The organism is Pseudomonas sp. TWP3-2 (assembly GCF_049897765.1).
GTDB lineage: Bacteria > Pseudomonadota > Gammaproteobacteria > Pseudomonadales > Pseudomonadaceae > Aquipseudomonas.
This window is the reverse complement of the sequence record NZ_JAFCWW010000026.1, coordinates 1-19617: the sequence shown is the minus strand read 5'-3', so window position 1 is coordinate 19617 and position 19617 is coordinate 1. Positions and strand designations below refer to the sequence as shown.

At 59.2% G+C, this 19617-nt stretch carries 17 protein-coding genes and 1 pseudogene; 8 read left to right on the top strand and 10 right to left on the bottom strand.

Going from position 1 to position 19617, the window contains the following annotated elements:
• Positions 1-19 precede the first annotated feature (19 nt).
• Entirely contained in the window at positions 20-622 is a 603-nt protein-coding gene (locus ACP7EE_RS25190) for a cold shock domain-containing protein membrane protein (RefSeq protein ID WP_420651203.1), read from the top strand.
• A 64-nt stretch (positions 623-686) separates the two neighbouring features.
• On the opposite strand, the gene ACP7EE_RS25185 is transcribed toward ACP7EE_RS25190, so the two are convergent.
• Both ACP7EE_RS25185 and ACP7EE_RS25180 read right to left on the bottom strand, forming a co-directional pair.
• Entirely contained in the window at positions 687-893 is a 207-nt protein-coding gene (locus tag ACP7EE_RS25185) for a SlyX family protein (protein ID WP_420646303.1), read from the bottom strand.
• 3 nt (positions 894-896) lie between these two features.
• Entirely contained in the window at positions 897-1322 is a 426-nt protein-coding gene (locus tag ACP7EE_RS25180; protein WP_426237581.1) for an HIT family protein, read from the bottom strand.
• A gap of 897 nt (positions 1323-2219) precedes the next feature.
• On the opposite strand from ACP7EE_RS25180, the gene ACP7EE_RS25175 reads away from it, so the two are divergent.
• Complete coding sequence (locus ACP7EE_RS25175; RefSeq protein ID WP_420646301.1) at positions 2220-3545, top strand: OprD family porin; 1326 nt, start codon at positions 2220-2222, stop codon at positions 3543-3545.
• Between the two features lie 246 nt (positions 3546-3791).
• Here the strand turns inward: ACP7EE_RS25175 and ACP7EE_RS25170 are convergent, their stop codons facing one another.
• Positions 3792-4631 (bottom strand): mechanosensitive ion channel family protein, encoded by an 840-nt coding sequence (locus ACP7EE_RS25170; RefSeq protein ID WP_420646300.1) that lies wholly within the window; start codon positions 4629-4631, stop codon positions 3792-3794.
• An 87-nt stretch (positions 4632-4718) separates the two neighbouring features.
• The gene (locus ACP7EE_RS25165; protein ID WP_007912755.1) at positions 4719-5204 is read right to left on the bottom strand and encodes a YajQ family cyclic di-GMP-binding protein; all 486 of its coding nucleotides are present in this window, start codon (positions 5202-5204) and stop codon (positions 4719-4721) included.
• Between the two features lie 140 nt (positions 5205-5344).
• On the opposite strand from ACP7EE_RS25165, the gene ACP7EE_RS25160 reads away from it, so the two are divergent.
• Genes ACP7EE_RS25160 through ACP7EE_RS25150 form a run of 3 tightly spaced genes read left to right on the top strand, consistent with a single transcriptional unit; the run spans position 5345 to position 8932 of the window.
• Positions 5345-6262, top strand: coding sequence for a putative 2-dehydropantoate 2-reductase (locus ACP7EE_RS25160; protein WP_426237578.1), 918 nt, complete (start codon positions 5345-5347; stop codon positions 6260-6262).
• A 45-nt stretch (positions 6263-6307) separates the two neighbouring features.
• Positions 6308-8344 (top strand): sensor histidine kinase, encoded by a 2037-nt coding sequence (locus ACP7EE_RS25155; protein WP_426237576.1) that lies wholly within the window; start codon positions 6308-6310, stop codon positions 8342-8344.
• Between the two features lie 3 nt (positions 8345-8347).
• Positions 8348-8932, top strand: a complete 585-nt coding sequence (locus tag ACP7EE_RS25150) for a cob(I)yrinic acid a,c-diamide adenosyltransferase (RefSeq protein ID WP_426237574.1) — start codon at positions 8348-8350, stop codon at positions 8930-8932.
• A 195-nt stretch (positions 8933-9127) separates the two neighbouring features.
• Here ACP7EE_RS25150 and ACP7EE_RS25145 read toward each other — a convergent pair whose 3' ends face one another.
• The 5 genes from ACP7EE_RS25145 to ACP7EE_RS25125 form a co-directional block, all read right to left on the bottom strand.
• Positions 9128-10072: a Nudix family hydrolase gene (locus ACP7EE_RS25145; protein WP_426237572.1), complete on the bottom strand. Its 945-nt coding sequence runs from the start codon at positions 10070-10072 to the stop codon at positions 9128-9130.
• The gene (locus ACP7EE_RS25140; RefSeq protein WP_426237570.1) at positions 10069-10695 is read right to left on the bottom strand and encodes a glutathione S-transferase family protein; all 627 of its coding nucleotides are present in this window, start codon (positions 10693-10695) and stop codon (positions 10069-10071) included. The genes ACP7EE_RS25145 and ACP7EE_RS25140 overlap by 4 nt, the downstream gene beginning before the upstream one ends.
• Before the next feature lie 164 nt (positions 10696-10859).
• The gene (gene argJ / locus ACP7EE_RS25135; protein WP_426206271.1) at positions 10860-12077 is read right to left on the bottom strand and encodes a bifunctional glutamate N-acetyltransferase/amino-acid acetyltransferase ArgJ; all 1218 of its coding nucleotides are present in this window, start codon (positions 12075-12077) and stop codon (positions 10860-10862) included.
• 122 nt (positions 12078-12199) lie between these two features.
• Positions 12200-14935 carry a preprotein translocase subunit SecA gene (gene secA, locus ACP7EE_RS25130; protein WP_426237568.1) on the bottom strand — a complete coding sequence of 912 codons (2736 nt, stop codon included), beginning with the start codon at positions 14933-14935 and terminating at the stop codon, positions 12200-12202.
• An 87-nt stretch (positions 14936-15022) separates the two neighbouring features.
• Complete coding sequence (locus ACP7EE_RS25125) at positions 15023-15244, bottom strand: hypothetical protein (protein ID WP_426206273.1); 222 nt, start codon at positions 15242-15244, stop codon at positions 15023-15025.
• Here ACP7EE_RS25125 and ACP7EE_RS25120 point away from each other — a divergent pair.
• Positions 15243-15698 (top strand): DUF721 domain-containing protein, encoded by a 456-nt coding sequence (locus ACP7EE_RS25120; protein ID WP_420646291.1) that lies wholly within the window; start codon positions 15243-15245, stop codon positions 15696-15698. The two genes, ACP7EE_RS25125 and ACP7EE_RS25120, sit on opposite strands and share 2 nt — an antisense overlap.
• A gap of 11 nt (positions 15699-15709) precedes the next feature.
• Here the strand turns inward: ACP7EE_RS25120 and ACP7EE_RS25115 are convergent, their stop codons facing one another.
• Positions 15710-17197, bottom strand: a complete 1488-nt coding sequence (locus ACP7EE_RS25115; RefSeq protein WP_426237565.1) for a helicase HerA-like domain-containing protein — start codon at positions 17195-17197, stop codon at positions 15710-15712.
• Between the two features lie 188 nt (positions 17198-17385).
• Here ACP7EE_RS25115 and ACP7EE_RS25110 point away from each other — a divergent pair.
• Together ACP7EE_RS25110 and ACP7EE_RS25105 are read left to right on the top strand one after the other, a co-directional pair.
• Positions 17386-18417: pseudogene (locus ACP7EE_RS25110) on the top strand (HAMP domain-containing protein); the annotation flags it as partial.
• Positions 18418-18510: 93 nt separating this feature from the next.
• The gene (locus ACP7EE_RS25105) at positions 18511-19275 is read left to right on the top strand and encodes a methyl-accepting chemotaxis protein (RefSeq protein ID WP_420646677.1); all 765 of its coding nucleotides are present in this window, start codon (positions 18511-18513) and stop codon (positions 19273-19275) included.
• The last annotated feature ends 342 nt before the right edge of the window (positions 19276-19617 follow it).

Genomic DNA, 19617 nt, shown 5'->3' with positions numbered 1-19617 from the left:
ATTAACGTGAGCCAATAAAATGTTGAAAATCGTCCACCTGCTAATGGGCGCAGCGGCTTTGCTGCTGTCGTTCATACCTAGCTTGAAATCCGAAGCACTTCCTTACCTGCAACAACCCGATGCACTTTACCTGGCCTTTTTCGGCCTGCTGAACCTGGTCCTCGCTCCAGTCATCCCTTACTGGAACAAAGGTCCTCGCCAGCATCTGCAAAATCTGGTCAGCGCGCTGTTGGTGCTGACTGTCGTCCTGCAGACCCTGACACTGATCGCGCCTATGCCGGAAATCGCCGGCCAGCCAGCAGTGTTGTTCAGTCTGATCATTGCCCTGGTTGCCGTGGCCCTGCACCTCGCCGCCAGTTTCTACCGCTCTTCACCTGCGGCCGCAGCGCAGAACTACGACATGACCAACCGTGATACCGGTACGGTCAAGTGGTTCAACACCTCGAAAGGCTTCGGCTTTATCTCCCGGGATTCCGGCGATGATATCTTCGTGCACTTTCGCGCCATCCGTGGCGAAGGCCACCGCGTACTGGTCGAAGGCCAGCGCGTGGAGTTCTCGGTGATGAACCGTGACAAAGGCCTGCAAGCCGAGGACGTGATCGCCGCCCTGCCGCGACGCTGATCCAGGCTGCAAAAAAACCGCGAACAGCCTGGCTGTTCGCGGTTTTTTTATGGCGGGTGATAATTCAGTAGTGCGGCGGCGGTGCGTCTTCTTCGAAAACCCCGAACCCGCCGGACATCTCTTCCTGACGCTTGAGCAGTGCAGCCATCTGCAACTGCAGTCGATCAACCACCCGTTGTTGCTCCACCAGCACGTCGTTCAACGACTGAATGGTGTCGTCCTGAAATGCCAGGCGGCTTTCCAGATCATTGACGCGTTGTTCAAGACTCATCACTCATTCCTCCGCAAAAGTGCAAACGTCAGCCAGCACCTGACGCAACTGTTCGCGAATCACCGCTACCTGCTCGGCGTTGTACGGCTTGGCCGGGTGCTTGCCCCACACCGGCGCAGGCCATGCGGCGTCGTCGCGTTTGCGCACGATCACATGCATATGCATCTGACTGACGACGTTGCCCAGGGTTGCGACGTTCATTTTGTCAGCATCGAACAAATCCTTGAGCACCTCGGCCAGCGCCGTGGTTTCTTGCCACAGCTGCTGCTGGTCGGCGACATCCAACTGAAACAACTCGCTGATATCTTCGCGGCGTGGCACCAGGATGAACCACGGGTAGTTGGAGTCGTTGGACAGCAGCAGTCGGCACAGCGGGAAATCACCGATGGTCAGCGTGTCCTGTTGAAGTCGTGAATCTAAAGCAAACACTGCATGCACTCCTGGCCGATCTACATTAAACAGTTTGCCGGCGTTCCTCGCGGACAGCCGGCAAACCTCAGGATGGCAGCATACCTTCGAATGACCAGAGCTTCACGACCAACGCACCGGCGTCGATTTATCCGACGCTCCGAGATGGACCATTTTCGGCTCTCGCGCACCAACACCGAACCCGCGCGACCTCTGAGCCAGCCAAAATGATCAGCCAACAGCGCCCGGTTCTACGTCACCACATGGCCCGACTGTGTGAATTCGGTATAGCGGGAAAAATTTTTTGCACCAAAACCGCTCAGCGCGTCTACGCTCAGTGCGTCGGGCATCCGCCAAATACTCACCTGTGGGGTGAACCGGTAACGCTTTTGGTTGTCACGCGGTTTTCCCAGGAGGGACAACACCATGGCATCGATGGCGTCAAGCCCAGACCAAAAGGGACATGGAACCCAGTATTTATAAGGTTTTTACAGCGACAGGCAGCCTGCAGAAAAAATAACCGTGAACAAATCATGGTTTGTGCACGCTTGTTGCATTCATACCCATATGGACTATAAGCGCACCACGGGAAGTGGTGGCCTTAAGCCCCAAAAGAACAGTGGCAGGGTTGCCCGATGGAGATTCAAGTGTTTTGCCAGGGACTCTTTTTTACTGATGCCAAAAGCTCGGAAAACAGCGATAAAGTTGTGAATCCGGTTGCATCGGAACTGTGAATTTGCGACATCTACCCAACCATTTGCGACAGCGTCGTAAAGAAGCTGAAAGGTTAGATTAGCAAGTATCGCCAACATGGTCGGCGTGATATAAGTTTGCGCCGACACAAAAAGAAAGAGCCGCCCAGATAATAAAACAGGTGGGACGGCAGTACTCTTCTAAAAACCAAAGGAGCAAATCACGATGCGCGTGATGAAGTGGAGCATGATCGCCCTGGCTGTTGCAGCAGGCACCTCGCAGTTCGCAGTAGCGTCTTCTCAAGACGAATCCAAAGGCTTCCTGGGCGATCAAAGCCTGAAGCTGAAGACTCGTATGGAGTACATGAACCGCGACTATAAAAACGGTGCAGGCAACAGCACTTCCGGCACTTCCGGCTATCGTCAGGATACCGGTGTCAGCCAACTGCTGACTTACGAATCGGGCTTCACTCAAGGTACCGTCGGCTTCGGTCTCGACGCCATGGCCATGGGTTCGGTGAAACTGGACGGCGGTTCGGGTCGCCGTGGTAACGGTCTGTTCGCCAACGACAGCGACGGCAACCCGGAGAAATCCCAGGGCAAGATCGGCGGCGCAGTTAAATTCCGCGTATCCGACACCGTTCTGAAATACGGTCAGCAATTCGTTGCCAGCCCGGTCTTCGCTACTGACGACAGCCGTATGCTGCCGGAAGTCGCCACCGGTACTCTGATCACTTCGAAAGAGATCAAGGGTCTGGAACTGAGCGCAGGTCGCTTCACTTCCCTGAGCAAGCAAACCGGCATGGGCCGTGACAGCATCGGCGGTCTGCCTGATGAAAACGGTTTTGGCGGCAAAGGCCTGACCAACATCAACATCTTCGGCGCCAGCTACGCTTTCACCGACAACTTCACCGGTGCAGTGGCTGCTTCCGACGCTGACGACTACTTCAAGAAGTACTACGTCAACCTGAACTACACCTTGCCAATCAACGACGACCAGTCGCTGAACTTCGACCTGAACGGCTACCACACCAAAGGCGACAGCCGCGGTGATCTGGTTGACGCAATCGGCGACGGCACCACCGGCGTAGACAACAACCTGTGGTCCCTGGCTGCTGCTTACAGCATCGGTGCCCACAAGTTCACCCTCGCCCACCAGCGCTCCAGCGGCGACAACGCTTACTACTATGGCGTTGACGGTAACAGCACGATCTTCGTAGCCAACTCCATTCAGATCTCCGACTTCGTGGGCCGCGACGAGCGCTCCTGGCAAGCTCGCTACGACCTGAACATGAAAACTTACGGCGTACCTGGCCTGAGCTTCATGACCCGTTACGTAATGGGTGACAACATCACCACCAACGGTCTGGGTGAAGGCAAGGAAAACGAGTGGAACGCCGAGTCCAAGTACGTGATCCAGGAAGGCCCGGCCAAAGACCTGTCGTTCCGTCTGCGTTACGCCATGTACCGTTCGAACGGTGCTTACAGCGGTTACTCGTCTGACAACAACGACACTCGTCTGATCGTTGAGTACCCACTGAACATCCTCTAATAGGGATATCCAGCTGACGTACTGTAGAGCTCCGCTCTAACAAGAACCGCTCACCCGATAAAGGTGAGCGGTTTTTTTACGCCAGAAGTTTGAGTCTCCGATTCATTACCTGCCAGACGCGCAACAATAGCCAGCTATCTATTAGCCAGCAAACAGTCCTGTAACGTATAAAAAAACCCAAGAGTGCGAACAGCTCTTGGGTTTTATTATTGAAACTGACCTGGAAGCCAAGTATCAACATTGTTACTAAATGGCAGGTTCCTGAACTACACGAATCACCCGCTGCGGAAACGGGATATCGATACCGGCAGTTTTCAAACGGTCGCGCGATTGTTCGTTAAACATGAACATCACATCCCAGTAGTCTGCAGTTTTAACCCACACACGCAGGGAAACAGTGATCGAACTGTCGCCCAGTGTCGAGATAACCGCCTGCGGCGCCGGATCTTGCAGAACACGCTCATCGTTGGCCAGATCCAGCAGCACCTGACGGGCCTTTTGCAGATCGGCTTCGTAATCTACACCTACATCGAACACAACCTTGCGGGTCGGCTGACGATTGGTGTTGGTGATGATGCCGTTCGACAGATTGCCGTTGGGCACGATGATGGTCTTGTTGTCGCCGGTACGCAGCACGGTGTGAAAAATCTGGATGCTGTCGACAGTACCCGACACACCCTGCGCTTCGATCCAGTCACCGATACGGAACGGACGGAACAGCAGAATCAGCACGCCGCCAGCGAAGTTCGCCAGGCTGCCTTGCAACGCCAGTCCGATAGCCAGACCAGCCGCACCAATCGCTGCAACGAACGAAGTGGTTTCAACGCCGATCATCGACGCGACGCTGACAATCAACAGCACTTTGAGAATGATGTTGGCCAGGCTGCTGATAAAGCCTTGCAGCGCCAGATCGGCATTACGCAGAGCCAGCAGGCCGCCGAGCTTGGTGGTAACTTTGTTGATCAACCACCAGCCGATGGCCAGGGTAAGGACGGCCAGCAGCACGCGGCTGCCGTATTCCATGATCATCGGAATCCACGCTTGGGACGCCTTGACCAGGTTGTCGACCTCAGTATTCAAATCCATGTTCTATCTCCTGATTTCCGGCCATTCGGCGCACGAAAAAAAACGGCAGAAAACCGCCGGGGATCCCGCAGGGTCCGCGGATAATGCTTAGTCGCGGAAGTTGTTGAACTGCAGCGGCATGCCGAATTCCTTGGCCCGCAGCGCAGCGATGGCTTCTTGCAGGTCATCACGCTTCTTGCCGGTCACGCGCACTTGCTCGCCTTGAATAGCGGCCTGCACTTTGAGCTTGGCGTCCTTGATGTGGCCGACGATTTTCTTCGCCAGCTCCTTGTCGATGCCTTCCTTGAGCACGGCGTCCTGCTTCATCAGTTTGCCCGATGCGTAGGCGTCCTTGACCTCAAGGCACTGCACGTCGATCTTGCGCTTGACCAGGGCCAGCTTGAGGATTTCGATCATCGCTTCCAGCTGGAAACCGGCTTCAGCGGTCAGGCTGACGGTCAGGTCCTTTTCCTTGAATTCAAAGCTGCCCTTGCCTTTCAGGTCATAACGACGATCGAGTTCCTTCACGGCGTTCTCGACCGCGTTGGTGAGTTCGTGTTTGTCCAGTTCGGATACCACGTCGAACGACGGCATGTAATCTCTCCAATAAAAAGGCGCGCTGGTTGCACACGCAGCGCGCTTGGCTTGCGGTTAAAATCGCGCTCATTATAACGGGGATTTCCCCGGCGACACGGCGAGCCGCACATGCCTTCCATCACTCGAGCGAAAAACTGATGTCCACTCCCTGGCACATTCTCGGCGCCGGCAGCCTCGGTACGCTGTGGGCGACACGTCTGGCGCGCGCCGGATTGCCGGTTCGCCTGATCCTGCGCGATGCCCAGCGTCTGCAGAGCTACCAAGCGTTCGGCGGCTTGACGCTGGTGGAGCACGGCGAAGCCAATACCTACGCGATCCCCGGTGAAACGGCGGACAGTCCCGAACCGATCCGTCGTCTGCTGGTGGCCTGCAAGGCCTACGACGCGGTCAGCGCGGTAGCCCGCGTGGCTCATCGCCTGGCGCCGGATGCCGAGCTGATCCTGTTGCAGAACGGCCTCGGCAGTCAGGAGGCAGTTGCCGCACGGGTCCCGCACGCGCGCTGCATCTGCGCTTCGAGCACCGAGGGCGCGTTTCGTGACGGTGACTGGCGCGTGGTGTTCGCCGGTCACGGTTATACCTGGCTGGGCGACGCGGCACATCCCGTCGCACCGATCTGGCTGGAGGACCTCGACGCGGCGCAGATTCCCCACGAATGGAGCACCGACATCCTCACCCGACTGTGGCGCAAACTGGCGCTCAACTGCGCGATCAACCCGCTGACGGTGCTGCACGATTGCCGCAATGGCGGCTTGCAGCAACATCAGTGTGAAGTCGCCACCTTGTGTGCGGAACTCAGCGATTTGCTTGAGCGTTGCGGGCAACCGGCAGCAGCGCAGAATCTGCAACAGGAAGTCGAACGGGTCATCCAGGCTACGGCGGCGAATTTCTCGTCGATGTATCAGGACGTGGCCAACCAGCGCCGCACGGAAATCAGCTATCTCTTGGGCCATGCCTGCAAAGTCGCCGCACGGCATGGTCTGAAGCTCGCCCATCTGAACCAGTTGCAGCAGCGCCTGATCAGCCATCTGCAACGCCTCGGATTGCCCAGCGACTGAGCAGCGGCTACGCTGGCCACTTGTTCCTTAGCTGCGATAAACCTGATGCCATTGCGCCAGCGTCTCGAAAACCTGCCGGTCGGCCAGAAACTGCTGGCCGCCCTGCTGGTGCTGTTGACCACCGTTCTGCTGGTGGCCAACCTGACCTTTATCAGCGCCGCCTATTACATCTCCCAGGAAAGCATGGCGCCACAGGCGCTGCAGACCATTGGCCGACTGATCTCGAATCCGAGTCTGGTGAGTGAGGCGTTGCAGTCGCCGCAGAGTGCCGATCGCCTGCTCAAGGAACTCAACAGTTATTCGCCACTGCGCGCCGCCGCGCTGTATGACGGCAAGGGTGAGCGCCTGGCGCAATTGCAGCACGGCGATCAGCTCAAGCTGCCGGAGCGCTACCGGCATATCGAAGCCTGGCAACTGACCGAGTTTCGTACCAATCAGGTGATCACCTTGCCCCGCCCCGGCACCGCGCCGGGCCACTTGTTGCTGGTGGCCAGCAGCGAACTGCCGATGGCGTTTTACACCGGCACACTAACGGCCAGTCTGGGGATTCTGATTTTCAGCGTGCTGTTGTGGCTGGTGATTGCGCGGCAAATCAAACGCCTGATCACTCGGCCGATCCATCAACTTGAAGAACTGTCACGTCAGGTGACCCGCGAAGAAAACTACGCACTGCGCGCCTCACGCGGCAACCATGACGAAATCGGCAGCCTCGCCGAAGCCTTCAACACCATGCTCTCGCGCATCGAGGCTCGCGAGCAGCAACTCAAACGCGCCCGCGACGACTCGCAAGCCGCCTACGATCAGGCGCAGGGGTTGGCTGAAGAAACCCGCCACACCAACCGCAAACTGGAGCTGGAAGTCCAGGTGCGGAGCAAGATCGAGAAGAAGCTCACCGGGTTCCAGAACTATCTCAACAGCATCATCGACTCAATGCCCTCGGCGCTGATCGCCCTCGACGAGCAGCTCTATGTCACGCAGTGGAATCAGGAGGCCAGCGCCCTCTCCGGCACCCGCCTCGACGAAGCGCTGAACCAGCCGATCTTCCTCGCCTTCGAGCCGCTCAAGCCGTTCTTGCCGCAGCTCAAGGAAACCGTCGAGCAACACACGGTGGCGAAAATCGAGCGCGTGACCTGGTTCAAGGACGACGAACCGAAGCATTACGCGCTGACCTTCTACCCGCTGATGGGCGGCGCCGGGCGCGGCGTGGTGATTCGTATCGATGACATCACCCAGCGCCTGTCGCTGGAAGAAATGATGGTGCAGTCGGAAAAAATGCTTTCGGTTGGCGGCCTCGCAGCGGGCATGGCTCACGAGATCAACAACCCGCTCGGGGCGATCCTGCATAACGTGCAGAACATCCGCCGTCGGCTCTCGGCGGATCTGCCGAAGAACCTCGAAACTGCCGAGCAGTTGAGCATTGAACTGGACACGGTGAATACCTACCTGCAAGCGCGGGAAGTGCCAAAACTCCTCGACGGCATTCAACAGGCTGGCGCGCGGGCGGCGAAAATCGTTACGCACATGCTCAGCTTCAGCCGCCGCAGCACCCGGCAAATGGCCCCGTGCGATTTGCCGGCGCTGATCGATCAAGCGGTGGAAATCGCCGGCAACGATTTCGATCTGGCGATCGGTTTCGACTTCAAGGGTCAGGCGATCATCCGCCAGTTCGACCCGGCACTGGGTCCGGTGCCGGGCACCGCTAACGAGCTGGAACAAGTGCTGCTCAACCTGCTGAAAAACGCCGCGCAGGCGATTCATCAGCGCGCAGACGACAGCGAACCGGGGCGGATCATTTTGCGCACCAGACTCAATCCACCGTGGGCCGAGATCCAGGTCGAGGACAACGGCATCGGCATGAGCGAGAGTGTGCGCAAGCGTACCTTCGAGCCGTTTTTCACCACCAAGGAAATCGGCCAGGGCACCGGGCTGGGCCTGTCGGTCTCGTATTTCATCATCACCAACAACCACAAGGGCCAGATGGAAGTGCAGTCGGCACCGGGCCAGGGCACGTGTTTCACGTTGCGCCTGCCGCTGAGCCAAGCGGCGCCCATCGTTCCTGAAACCAATCAACTACCGAGGTAACCCATGGGCTTTCGCCTGTCGAAGATCTACACCCGCACCGGCGACAAAGGCGAGACCGGCCTTGGCGACGGCCGCCGCGTACCCAAGGATCACCCGCGCATCGAGGCCATCGGCGAGGTCGATACGCTGAACAGTCAGGTCGGTGTATTGCTCGCCGGGCTGATTGCCGAGCGCGAGACGTTCCCCGGCTTGAATGAGCTGATCGATGTGTTGGCGCCGTGTCAGCATCGCTTGTTCGACCTTGGCGGCGAGTTGGCGATGCCCGAGTATCAGGCGCTGAACATTGCCGAAATCGAGCGGCTGGAAGCGGCGATTGATGTGTGGAACGAAGAGTTGGGGCCGCTGGAGAATTTCATTCTGCCGGGCGGGTCGATGCTGATTGCGCAGGCGCATGTTTGCCGGAGTCTGGCGCGCGGAGCCGAGCGTCGCTGCCAGCATTTGAATGCGCTGGAGCCGTTGGCCGGGGTGGGTTTGGCTTATATCAATCGGCTGTCGGATTTGTTGTTTGTGGCGGCGCGGTTGATTGCGCGGCGGCAGGGGATTGCGGAGATTTTGTGGCAGCCGGCACTAAAACCTGCAGATAAGTAGCGTCTGCACCGACGCCATCGCTGGCAAGCCAGCTCCCACAGGGTTTTGCGGTGAACACATGCTTTGTGAACACCGCCGCTCACTGTGGAAGCTGGCCTGCCAGCTCCCACAGGTTTTTTCGGTGAACACCAGTTTTGTGTACGACCGAGAATCCTGTGGGAGCTGGCTTGCCAGCGATGAGGCCATTAGCCTCACTCAGGCCTTAGGCCAGAACGCGCGAATTCCCGCTACGCCCTGAGCACCAACGCCCCAAGCCTTCTCACGCTCCGCCGGGCCAACCCCACCCAACACAAACACGGGTTTGCTGAACCCTTCAATCAACGCCTGAGCCTGCTCCCAGCCCAACGGCTGTGCGTCCGGATGAGTCAATGTCGGCAGCACCGGCGACAGGGTGACGAAATCCACACCCATTTGCTCGGCCAGCGCCAGTTCTTCGGCGTTATGGCAGGACGCCGCCAACCAACGCCCCGCCGGCAGCGGACGACCTGCGGCCGCATGCTTGCGCAGTTGCGCCGAGGTAATGTGCCAACCGGCGGACGGAAAATCCCCCAGCCATTCGAACGGACCCTTGATCATCAACTGCGCCTTGCCGGCGCACAGGCCCGCCGCGTCCACCGCGAGATCGCGGTACTTCGGGTCGTAGCCGTTGGGCGCGCGCAGCTGGATCAGTTTGATGCCGTCGGCAATCGCCTTCTGGATGCCGCGCAGCAAGGCCGGGGTTTCCAGATCTTCCGGAGTGATCAGGTATTCGGCCGGCAAGCGCGCAGCAGCAACGATTGGCTGATTGGCCGCAGGGAATTCATAGTCGCCCAGCGCCCGCGCGGTGACCCACGCCAGTGGCTGGCCTTCGGCACCGTGCGGCTCGCCGGTAAATTGCGAGACTTCCCAGACATCCAGCAAAACCTGTTTGTCCGGGTAATCGTGCTGCACCTTGATCAGCGGCCGGGCAGCACCGACGACGATGCCCAACTCTTCGTGCAGCTCACGGGCCAGCGCGGTTTCGACGGACTCATCCGCTTCGACCTTGCCGCCGGGGAATTCCCACAGACCGCCCTGATGCTGGGTGTCGGCGCGGCGGGCGATGAGGATCTTGCCGCTGCTGTCACGAATGACGGCGGCGGCGACGTGTACACGTTTCACGGCTGCAATTCCTCCAGTCCGGCCTTTTGCCAGGCTTTGAAGGCCGGCCATTGGTAGACGGTTTCAACATAGGCTTCGTCGACCGCCGGCAACTGCACTTGATAGGTGCGCAGGCGCACGGCAATCGGGGCGAAAAAAGCATCGGCCAAAGTCGCGCGACCGAACAGGAAAGGCCCCGGTTCGTTGGCAGCGGCGCGGCATTCAGCCCACAACGCGAGCATGCGCTCGATATCAACTTTTACTTCCGGCGGCACTGGGTTGAGTGGCGCGTCGCGACTGAGGTCGAATGGCATGTGATTACGCATGGCGAAGAAACCGGCGTGCATCTGTGCGCAGGCCGAACGCGCCTGCGCACGCGCACCGATATCGGTTGGCCAGAGACCGGCGAACTGCTCGGCGAGATACTCGGCAATCGCCAGCGAATCAGCGACCGTGCCGTGGGCGGTTTTCAGCAGCGGCACCTTGCCGGTTGGCGAATGCTTGAGCAGATTCTCGCGAGTGTCGGGCTTGCCGAGTTTGATCAGTTCTTCGGTGTAGGCAGCGCCCGTCAGCTCCAGCGCCAGAGCCGCGCGCAGAGACCAGGAGGAAAGCAGTTTGTCGCCGATGATCAGGTGCAGGCTCATGGTTGGATGCCTTTTTTGACAGAGTAACAAGCCAGAATCTCTAGCGTTTGTTCGTGCGTCATCGCGGGCAAGCCCGCTCCCACAGTGATCGCGTCGTACACATGATTTACTTACAACGCTGAACCTGTGGGAGCGGGCTTGCCCGCGATGGGGTCCACTCGGTCTTACGTACGGTACTCAGCGTTGATCTTCACGTATTCATGCGACAGGTCGGTGGTCCAGATGGTTTCGCTGCACTCGCCACGACCCAGCTCGATGCGGATGGTGATTTCTTCCTGCTGCATCACCGCCGAGCCCTGGGCTTCGGTGTAGGTCGCGGCGCGGGCGCCACGGCTGGCGATGCACACGTCGCCAAGGAACACGTCGATCTTGCTCACGTCCAGATCCGGTACACCGGCGCGGCCGACGGCGGCGAGAATACGGCCCCAGTTCGGATCGGAGGCAAACAGCGCAGTCTTGATCAACGGCGAGTGGGCCACGGTGTAGCCGACGTCCAGGCATTCCTGGTGATTACCGCCGCCATTCACTTCAACCGTCACAAACTTGGTCGCGCCTTCGCCGTCACGCACGATGGCCTGCGCCACGTCCATGCACACTTCGAACACAGCCTGCTTGAGCTTGGCGAACAGCTCGCCTTCCGCGCGGGTGATTTCCGGCAGCGCAGCCTTGCCGGTAGCAATCAGCATGCAGCAGTCGTTGGTCGAGGTATCGCCGTCGATGGTGATGCGGTTGAACGACTTGTTCGCGCCGTCGAGAATCAGGCTGTGCAGCACGTCGCGGGAAACTTTGGCGTCGGTGGCGATGTAGCCGAGCATGGTCGCCATGTTCGGACGGATCATGCCTGCGCCTTTGCTGATACCGGTGACGGTGATGGTCACGCCATCATGCTGGAACTGGCGGCTGGCGCCCTTCGGCAGCGTGTCGGTGGTCATGATGCCGGTGGCGGCAGCTTCCCAGTTGTTTTCCGACAGGTCATCCAGCGCCGCTTGCAGCGCGCCTTCGATCTTTTCGACCGGCAGCGGCTCACCGATCACACCAGTGGAGTACGGCAGGATCTGCTCAGCAGCAACACCGGTCAGCTCGGCCAGTTTGGCAGTGGTGCGCTCGGCGGCAGCCAGGCCCGGTTCGCCGGTGCCGGCGTTGGCATTGCCAGTGTTGGTCAGCAGGTAGCGCACGGCATTCTGCACGCGCTGCCTGGCGAGAATCACCGGCGCTGCGCAGAACGCGTTCAAGGTGAACACGCCCGCGACGGTGGAGCCTTCGGCGCAGCGCATCACGACGACATCTTTGCGCCCCGGGCGCTTGATGCCGGCCGAGGCGATACCGAGTTCAAAACCGGCAACCGGGTGCAACGTTGGCAAAGGACCAAGACCAACAGCCATGAATGCGCTCCTTACTCAATGATGTCAGCACCGCCAATCAAAGCGGTGGTGATTTAAATGGCAAAACGCCGCGACGGCTGGTGCCGGTCGCGGCGCGGGTATTTCAGCGATTGGAACGGGTTTTACTGGATCTGCCCGTGGCAATGCTTGAATTTCTTGCCCGAACCGCAGTAGCACAGTTCGTTGCGGCCCTGGCGCTGTTCAGCGCGAACCGGTGCGGCGGCGAGGGCTACATCGACCTCTTCACCCAGCAGTTCCGGCGCTTCCAGACCTGGAGCCTCGGCGTGTTCGAACTGCATGCGCGCAGCCAGTGCTTCGGCTTCCTGACGCAGACGTTGTTCTTCGGCTTCCGGATCTTCGCGGCGGACCTGAACGTGCGACAGCACACGGATCGAGTCGCGCTTGATCGAATCCAGCAGCTCGGAGAACAGCGTGAACGACTCGCGCTTGTATTCCTGCTTCGGGTTCTTCTGCGCATAACCACGCAAGTGGATGCCGTGACGCAGGTGATCCATGGTCGCCAGGTGGTCTTTCCACAGGTCGTCGAGTACACGCAGGACGATCTGCTTCTCGAACGAACGCAGTGCGTCGGCACCGGCCTGATCTTCTTTCTCGTTGTACGCGGCCATCAGCTCGGTCATGAGCTTCTCGCGCAGGGTTTCTTCGTACAGGTGATCGTCTTCGTCGAGCCATTGCTGGATCGGCAGCGCCACACCGAAGTCGCTCTGCAGCGAAGCTTCCAGACCGGCGACATCCCACTGTTCTGGCAGCGATTGCGGCGGAATGTGTGCGCTGACAGTCGCGTTGAGCACGTCCTGACGGAAGTCAGCGATGGTTTCGCCAATGTTGTCGGCGGCCAGCAACGTGTTACGCATGTGATAGATCACCTTACGTTGTTCGTTGTTGACGTCATCGAACTCGAGCAGTTGCTTGCGAATGTCGAAGTTGCGGCCTTCAACCTTGCGCTGCGCCTTCTCGATGGCGTTGGTCACCATGCGGTGCTCGATCGCTTCACCGGACTGCATGCCCAGGGCTTTCATGAAGTTCTTCACCCGGTCAGAGGCGAAGATGCGCATCAGGCTGTCTTCCAGCGACAGGTAGAAACGGCTCGAACCGGCGTCACCCTGACGACCGGCACGACCACGCAACTGGTTGTCGATACGACGCGACTCGTGACGCTCGGAGGCGATCACCTGCAAGCCGCCGGACTCCAGCACTTGCTGGTGACGCTTCTGCCAGTCGGCCTTGATCTGGGCGATTTGCTCAGGGGTCGGGTTTTCCAGCGACGCGACTTCAACTTCCCAGTTGCCGCCCAACAGAATGTCGGTACCACGACCGGCCATGTTGGTAGCAATGGTCAGCGCGCCCGGACGACCGGCCTGCGCAATGATTTCGGCTTCTTTTTCGTGGAACTTGGCGTTCAGAACCTTGTGTTCGATGCCTTCCTTCTCAAGCAGACGCGACATGTGCTCGGAGGTTTCGATGGTCGCAGTACCCACCAGCACCGGACGGCCAGAGGCCATGCTTTCCTTGATGTCGTTGACGATCGCTGCGTACTTCTCTTCGGCGGTCAGGAACACCAGGTCGTTGTAGTCTTTACGCGCCAACGGCTTGTTCGGCGGAATGACCATCACGGCCAGACCATAGATCTGGTGGAATTCGAACGCTTCGGTGTCAGCGGTACCGGTCATGCCGGACAGCTTGTTGTACAGACGGAAGTAGTTCTGGAACGTGGTCGACGCCAGAGTCTGGCTCTCGGCCTGGATGTTCAACTGTTCCTTGGCTTCGATGGCCTGGTGCAGGCCCTCGGACAGACGACGACCCGGCATGGTACGACCGGTGTGTTCGTCGACCAGTACCACCTGACCGTCCTGCACGATGTATTCGATGTTGCGATGGAACAGTTTGTGCGCACGCAGACCGGCGTAAACGTGGGTCAGCAAGCCCAGGTTGTGTGCCGAGTACAGGCTCTCGCCTTCGGCCAGCAGGCCGACGCCGGTGAGCATTTCTTCGATGAACTGGTGACCGGCTTCGTTGAGTTCGACCTGACGGGTCTTCTCGTCGATGGTGTAGTGGCCAGCCTTGGTGACTTCGCCTTCGACTTCTTCAACGTGCAGTTCCAGCTGCGGGATCAGTTTATTGATCTCCATGTACAGCTTGGAGCTGTCCTCGGCCTGACCGGAAATGATCAGCGGGGTACGTGCTTCGTCGATAAGGATGGAGTCGACTTCGTCGATCACGGCAAAGTTGAGTTCGCGCTGGAATTTTTCTTCCATGCTGAACGCCATGTTGTCGCGCAGGTAGTCGAAACCGAATTCGTTGTTGGTGCCGTAGGTGATGTCAGCGGCGTAGGCAGCGCGCTTCTCTTCCGGCGGCTGGAACGGCGTCACGACGCCGACGGTCAGGCCGAGGAATTCATACAGCGGGCGCATCCAGTTGGCGTCCCGGCGGGCCAGGTAGTCGTTCACCGTCACAACGTGCACGCCCTTGCCGGACAGTGCGTTGAGGTAAACGCCCAGGGTTGCCACCAGGGTCTTGCCTTCACCGGTACGCATTTCGGCAATCATGCCTTCATGCAGGGTCATGCCGCCGACGAGCTGGACATCGAAGTGGCGCATGCCCATGACACGCTTGCCGGCTTCGCGGGCGACCGCAAAGGCTTCAGGCAGCAGTTTGTCGAGGGTTTCCCCTTTGGCGATGCGGGCCTTGAACTCGGCAGTCTTGGCACGCAATTGATCGTCCGAAAGGGCTACCATTTGCTCTTCGAAGGCATTGACGTGCTGGACCGTCTTGAGCATGCGTTTGACTTCACGCTCGTTCTTGCTTCCAAAAAGTTTCTTTAACAAAGGCGCAAACATATCGGCAGGATCTTCCACACTAAAGGGATGGAGGGCGGCCCCGTGAGTCGCCCGAGCAGCCCTCATGGCCGCATGCGAACGAGCATTCTACCCGGAAACGGTGGTGAGGAAAGTGGCGATGTTCCACGATACTGGCACGGCGCTGTTACGGGGCTCACTTAAAATAGGGGCGTTTTCTTCAACTTCAAGCTGTTTCAGAAAGAAGTTAGTCGTTGATTTAATGAGTAAACCGCCAGCAAAAGCAATGGGCGAGTGAGTTGGAGGCTTTCTGCTAACATGGCGACTCTGCAACTTCAGGTGTTCGATCATGGCATTCCGCCCTCTTACGGCCAGAGCACCCGCCGTTCTGCTGCGCGAAGCCCGGCCGCTTAAAGCCATCTTTGGCCATGCACAACGCCTCGGTCATCTGCAACGTCTGGTCGACAGTCAGCTGCAACCCGCCGCTCGCGAACATTGCCTGGTGGCATCGTGGCGCGAAGGTCTGCTGCAACTGGTGGTGACCGACGGCCACTGGGCGACGCGCCTGCGCTACCAGCAAAAACGCCTGCAACGGCAATTACAGATGTTCGACGAATTCGCCAATTTGACGCGAATCCAGTTCAAGGTGCGGCCGCCGACCCTGCAACCGGGAGCGGCCACTCACTCGATGGATTTGTCGACGGATGCGGCGGCGACCATTCAGTCCACCGCCGAAGGGATCAGTGATCCGAATTTGCGGGCGGCGCTTGAACGCTTGGCGGCGCACGCCAAACCCAAATCCTGACCGTTGGCTGATTAGCGGCGCTTGCTGCCGCCGAGCAATGAACCCATCAAACCGCGCACCAACTGTCTACCCAGCGAATTCGCCGCCTGGCGCATCGCCGACTTGAGCGCCTGCCCGGCCGCCGTGCCGAGGAACTCCCCGGCCTTGTCCGCCAGACTCGGTTCCTCAGCCGCCGGCTTACCCGGTGCCGCCTCGGCCTCCGGCGCCAGTCCTTTGCGCCCCATCAGGATTTCATAGGCCGACTCACGGTCAATCGGCTTGTCGTAACGGCCCTTGAACGGTGACCCGGCGATCAGCACTGTGCGCTCGGTTTCAGTCAACGGCCCGATCCGTGATTGCGGAGGCGCCACCAGCACCCGCTGGACCATCTCCGGCGTGCCTTTGTCCTGCAGGGTGCCGACCAGCGCCTCGCCGATACCGAGTTCAGTCAGCACCGACAACGCATCGAACGCCGGATTCGGCCTGAAACCATCCGCCACCGCACGCAAGGATTTCTGTTCCTTGGCGGTGAACGCGCGCAAACCGTGCTGGATACGCAGACCGAGTTGCGCCAGCACATCATCCGGCAAGTCGCCGGGTGACTGAGTGACGAAATACACGCCAACGCCTTTGGAACGAATCAAGCGCACCACTTGCTCCAGCCGCTCCTGCAATGCCTTGGGCGTATCGGCGAACAGTAAGTGCGCTTCGTCAAAGAACAACGCCAGCAGCGGTTTGTCAGCATCGCCGCGCTCCGGCAGTTGTTCGAACAGTTCCGCCAGCAGCCATAGAAGGAAGGTCGCATAGACCTTCGGCGCTTCGTGCACCAGACGACTGGCATCCAGCAAATGAATCCGTCCACGACCATCAGGTGCCGGTTGCAGGATGTCTTCAAGTTGCAGTGCCGGTTCGCCAAACAAGGCTTCGGCGCCCTGCTGTTCCAGCGTCGCCAATCGACGCAACAGCGCCTGACTGGAACCGGTGGTCATCAGCGCCGCATCCTCGCCGAGCATCTGCGGATTGTCCTTGAGGTGATTGAGCAGCGCCTTCAAGTCCTTCAGATCCAGCAGCAACAGCCCTTCGCGATCCGCCACTTTGAACGCCGCGTAGAGCGCCGCTTGCTGGCTGTCGGTCAACTCCAGCAGCGCACCGATCAGCAGCGGGCCCATTTCGCTCAATGTCGTGCGTAACGGATGACCGGACTGCCCATGAATGTCCCACAAAGTCACCGGATACGCCTGCGGCTGATGATTGAGCCACGGCATGCCGGCGATACGCTCGGCGATCTTGCCCTGTGGATTACCGGCGGCGCCCAGGCCGCACAGGTCACCCTTGATGTCGGCGGCGAACACCGCCACTCCGGCGTCACTGAACGCTTCGGCCAGACGCTGCAAAGTGACGGTCTTGCCCGTACCGGTCGCGCCGGCCACCAGGCCATGACGGTTGGCCAGGCGCATGGCCTGGGCGATCGGTTGCCCGCCGAGATCGGCGCCGATGATGAGTTGCGATGAGTCAGGCATTTTGTCACCCAATGGTTAATCTTTGATCGAACATGGCCGATAGCTAAAGGTGAGAAACCAGATTGAAAACCAGTCGGACATTTCCCTAAGGAGAGACGGAAATATCAACTTGCTTTCACCCCTGCCCACATTGCGCGTCCTTATAAAAGCACGCCTTGGACAATAAGACCTTAGCGGAACCCCAAGCCATGAACAAAAACCTGCGCTTCAGCCATAAAATTTTGCTTGCCGCCGCTCTCATCGTCATTGCCGCCTTCGCCTCGTTCACGCTGTACAACGACTGGTTGCAACGCAACGCGATTCGCGAAGACCTCGACAATTACCTGACCGAGATGGGCGAAGTCACCGCCGACAACATCCAGACCTGGCTCAGCGGACGGATCCTGCTGATCGAGAACGCCGCACAGAATATCGCGGTGAACCCGGAATCATCCGTTGTCGCCAACCTGCTGGAACAGAAAGCCCTGACCTCGACGTTCATGGCTTCCTACCTCGGCGACGCCACCGGCCACTTCACCATCCGCCCGGACGTGAAGATGCCGGATGGTTTCGATCCACGCGTGCGCCCTTGGTATAAAGGTGCCGAATCCAGCAGCACCCCGACCCTGACCGAACCCTACATCGACGCGGCCACCGGTCAGACGATCATTTCCATCGCCACCGCCTCGAAGAAAGCCGGCCAGAGCGTCGGTGTGGTGGGCGGCGACCTGAGCCTGCAAACCCTGATCGACACCCTCAGCGCCCGGGATTTCTCCGGCATGGGTTACGCGTTCCTGGTCAGCGCCGACGGCAAGATCCTCGTGCACCCGGACAAGGCCTTGGTGATGAAATCACTCAAAGACGCCTATCCGCAGGACACTCCGCGCATCAGCAGCGACTTCAGTGAAGTCAGCGTCGATGGCAAAACCCGCATCGTGACCTTCACCGCGATCAAAGGCCTGCCCTCGGTTAACTGGTACATCGGCCTGTCGGTGGACAAGGACAAAGCCTTCTCGATGCTCAGCGAATTCCGCACCTCGGCGGTGATCGCCACGGTCATTGCAGTGGCAATCATCCTTGCCCTGTTGGGTATGCTGATCCGCATCCTGATCCAGCCGCTGCACGTGATGACCCGCGCCATGGAAGACATCGCCGACGGCGAAGGCGACCTGACCAAACGCCTGACCATTCAGAATCAGGATGAATTCGGCGTGCTCGGCACCGCGTTCAACCGCTTCGTCGAGCGTATTCACGGCTCGATCCGCGAAGTGTCGTCGGCCACCGGCCAGGTCAACGAAGTTGCTCTGCGGGTAGTCGCAGCGTCGAACTCGTCGATGTACAACTCCGACCAGCAAGCCTCGCGCACCAACAGCGTGGCCGCCGCGATCAACCAGCTCGGCGCCGCCGCCCAGGAAATCGCGCGCAACGCTGCACAAGCTTCGACTCAGGCCAGCGATGCGCGTGGTCTGGCGGAAGACGGCCAGCAAGTGGTGGATCGCAGCATCAAGGCAATGAATCAGTTGTCGAGCATGCTTAGCGCGTCGAGTAGCAACATCGAATCGCTGAACAGCAAAACCGTGAACATCGGCCAGATTCTCGAAGTGATCACCAGCATCTCCCAACAAACCAACCTGCTGGCGCTCAACGCCGCCATCGAAGCAGCGCGCGCTGGTGAGGCTGGACGTGGGTTTGCGGTGGTGGCGGACGAAGTGCGCAATCTGGCGCATCGCACCCAGGAATCGGCGCAGCAAGTGCAAACCATGATCGAGGAGCTGCAGGTTGGCGCTCGCGAATCGGTGAGCACCATGAGCGAGAGTCAGCGCCACAGTCAGGACAGCGTGGAGATTGCCAACCTCGCCGGTGAGCGCCTGAACAGCGTGACCCAGCGCATTGGCGAAATTGACGGGATGAACCAGTCGGTGGCGACCGCGACCGAAGAGCAGACGGCGGTGGTTGAGTCGATCAACGTGGACATCACCGAGATCAACACACTGAACCAGGAAGGGGTGGAGAACTTGCAGGCGACGTTAAGGGCTTGTTCGGATCTGGAGCAACAGGCTTCGCGGTTGAAGCAGTTGGTGGGTAGTTTCCGCATTTAAGATCAAAAGCTTTACCCCCTCACCCCAACCCTCCCGAAACGTCGGACCGCCCCCAAGGGGGCGAGGGGGAAAGGGAGCAGATCTTCAAGCTGTTCAAAACCTGAGTTCGACTCAAGACTTTCAGGTCGATGTATTCCGTAAAAACCCCACGGTCAGTCCCCTCTCCCTCCGGGAGAGGGCTAGGGTGAGGGGCTTGGCGCCCTCAATCCCAGCACATAAACCTCTGCAGTGGTCTAATTTCCCCGGACACCCCGATAGGTGGAAAATGCATCTATCGAGGAGTTATTCATGACCAAAAAACGCAGGGCATTCGACGACAGCTTCAAGCTGCAAGTCGTGAAG

Bases quoted from the DNA above. Each gene is read 5' to 3' on its own strand.
- ACP7EE_RS25190 (WP_420651203.1), top strand. From the start codon at position 20: ATGTTGAAAATCGTCCACCTGCTAATGGGCGCAGCGGCTTTGCTGCTG.
- ACP7EE_RS25185 (WP_420646303.1), bottom strand. From the start codon at position 893: ATGAGTCTTGAACAACGCGTCAATGATCTGGAAAGCCGCCTGGCATTT.
- ACP7EE_RS25175 (WP_420646301.1), top strand. From the start codon at position 2,220: ATGCGCGTGATGAAGTGGAGCATGATCGCCCTGGCTGTTGCAGCAGGC.
- ACP7EE_RS25170 (WP_420646300.1), bottom strand. From the start codon at position 4,631: ATGGATTTGAATACTGAGGTCGACAACCTGGTCAAGGCGTCCCAAGCG.
- ACP7EE_RS25165 (WP_007912755.1), bottom strand. From the start codon at position 5,204: ATGCCGTCGTTCGACGTGGTATCCGAACTGGACAAACACGAACTCACC.
- ACP7EE_RS25160 (WP_426237578.1), top strand. From the start codon at position 5,345: ATGTCCACTCCCTGGCACATTCTCGGCGCCGGCAGCCTCGGTACGCTG.
- ACP7EE_RS25155 (WP_426237576.1), top strand. From the start codon at position 6,308: ATGCCATTGCGCCAGCGTCTCGAAAACCTGCCGGTCGGCCAGAAACTG.
- ACP7EE_RS25150 (WP_426237574.1), top strand. From the start codon at position 8,348: ATGGGCTTTCGCCTGTCGAAGATCTACACCCGCACCGGCGACAAAGGC.
- ACP7EE_RS25140 (WP_426237570.1), bottom strand. From the start codon at position 10,695: ATGAGCCTGCACCTGATCATCGGCGACAAACTGCTTTCCTCCTGGTCT.
- argJ (WP_426206271.1), bottom strand. From the start codon at position 12,077: ATGGCTGTTGGTCTTGGTCCTTTGCCAACGTTGCACCCGGTTGCCGGT.
- secA (WP_426237568.1), bottom strand. From the start codon at position 14,935: ATGTTTGCGCCTTTGTTAAAGAAACTTTTTGGAAGCAAGAACGAGCGT.
- ACP7EE_RS25120 (WP_420646291.1), top strand. From the start codon at position 15,243: ATGGCATTCCGCCCTCTTACGGCCAGAGCACCCGCCGTTCTGCTGCGC.
- ACP7EE_RS25125 (WP_426206273.1), bottom strand. From the start codon at position 15,244: ATGATCGAACACCTGAAGTTGCAGAGTCGCCATGTTAGCAGAAAGCCT.
- ACP7EE_RS25115 (WP_426237565.1), bottom strand. From the start codon at position 17,197: ATGCCTGACTCATCGCAACTCATCATCGGCGCCGATCTCGGCGGGCAA.
- ACP7EE_RS25105 (WP_420646677.1), top strand. From the start codon at position 18,511: ATGTACAACTCCGACCAGCAAGCCTCGCGCACCAACAGCGTGGCCGCC.